The organism is Henriciella sp., from assembly GCF_049649345.1.
Taxonomy (GTDB): Bacteria; Pseudomonadota; Alphaproteobacteria; order Caulobacterales; family Hyphomonadaceae; genus Henriciella.
In genome coordinates this window covers 1-1,589 of the sequence record NZ_JBARZC010000287.1, presented here as the reverse complement: position 1 = coordinate 1,589, position 1,589 = coordinate 1, and the positions used below count along the sequence as shown (strand labels likewise).

Annotated in this window: 1 protein-coding gene and 1 pseudogene; both read left to right on the top strand. The window is 59.7% G+C overall.

The genetic code is table 11. The features are described 5' to 3' along the window. Positions 1 to 301 (top strand): annotated as a pseudogene (locus tag WA989_RS07565) (hypothetical protein); the annotation flags it as partial. Positions 302 to 478: 177 nt separating this feature from the next. After that, positions 479 to 1,589, top strand: a 1,111-nt coding sequence (locus WA989_RS07560; RefSeq protein ID WP_424339894.1) for an amidohydrolase, incomplete at its 3' end; no start/stop codon positions are given.

The following is a 1,589-nucleotide window of genomic DNA, read 5'->3' as shown; positions in this document are numbered from 1 at the left end:
GCCTCAGACCATGCCGCACCGGGTTCAGAACGGCGACATGATAAATGTGTCGCTATCATGCGAATTCATGACGCTGCCAGCCCTCATCCACGCCAACGCCATCTACACCAATGGTCGGCTCCGCCGCGGCTTTGGCGCGAGGCCGAGGCGCCCTGCTGGCATTAATCCGGCAACGCTCAGCAAGGCCGCTCTTGCTCAACTTATGAAGAAGGTGGGCAAGGTCCCGCCTAAGGCCGCGCCGACGCCTGCAAGTTTCGCAGTCGATCTCGGGGCGCCAAATTGCACGCGCGCGCTCAGCTAGCCGCGTGGCGCCAGCTTGATGGAGCCTCCCGTGTCCGCGCCACAAGCGTGCCTCGTCCGCCCGTCAGCAATGGCTAAAACGCCGGTCTATTTTTCATGACAATTCGGCACACCCACCATTGAATCTCGCTTCAATCAGAGCACTATGTCCACCGTGCAAACTGGCAGAGGGGCGAGAATGAAACGTGCGATTGGTGTTGCAGCAGTGTGCCTGCTGGGTATCGGGCTCGCGGCATGCGGCAGCGAGGACGGTTCGGAGACCAAAGATCCGGCGGCCAAATCAGACGAGGCAGGCTTCGACAAGGACCCTTTCCCTTCGACTTATACGCCCTACCCCTCCGGCCCCGTTCTTCTCACGGGCGCGACGGTTTATGATGGCATCGGCGGGGTCTTCGAATCCTATGACGTGCTGCTGAGCAACGGGGCTATCGCCGAAATTGGCGAAGATCTCGAGGCTGGCGAGAACGTTGAAGTTATAGACGCAGCGGGAAAATTCGTGACGCCGGGAATTATCGACAATCACTCCCATCTCGGTGTCTATCCCTCGCCTGGTGTCAGCGCACACAATGATGGCAATGAGATTTCCGCGCCTGTTACCGCCGAAGTCTGGGCAGAGCACGGCGTCTGGCCCCAGGATCCTGGCTTTACGCGGGCGCTGGCAGGCGGCGTCACATCCATGCAGATACTCCCGGGGTCTGCAAACCTGTTCGGGGGTCGGGGCGTGACGGTCAAGAACGTCCGTTCGCGCACGGTCCAGGGCATGAAGTTTCCAGACGCCCCCTACACCCTCAAAATGGCCTGCGGCGAAAACCCGAAACGCGTCTACGGTTATGGCGGCGGCCGTTTTCCCGGCGGGGCGCCTTACTCGCGCATGGGCAATGTCGCGGGATACCGCAGTTCCTGGATCAAGGCGCAGGAATACAAGAAAAAGTGGGAGACGTGGGAAGAAGAAGGCGGCGAGGAGCCCGCGCGCGATCTTGAGCTTGATACGCTGAAAGGCGTGCTCGACGGCGATATCCTGGTCCACATGCACTGCTACCGCGCCGACGAGATGGCGCAGATCATCGATATGTCGAAGGAGTTCGGCTACGAGGTGACCTCTTTTCACCATGCGGTCGAAAGCTACAAGATTGCAGACAAACTCGCTGAAGAAGAGATTTGCTCTTCCATGTGGGCGGACTGGTGGGGCTTCAAGATGGAAGCCTATGATGCCATTCGCGAAAATATCCCGCTCGTTCACCGGGCCGGCGCTTGTGCGATCGTCCACTCTGACAGCGATATCGGTATCC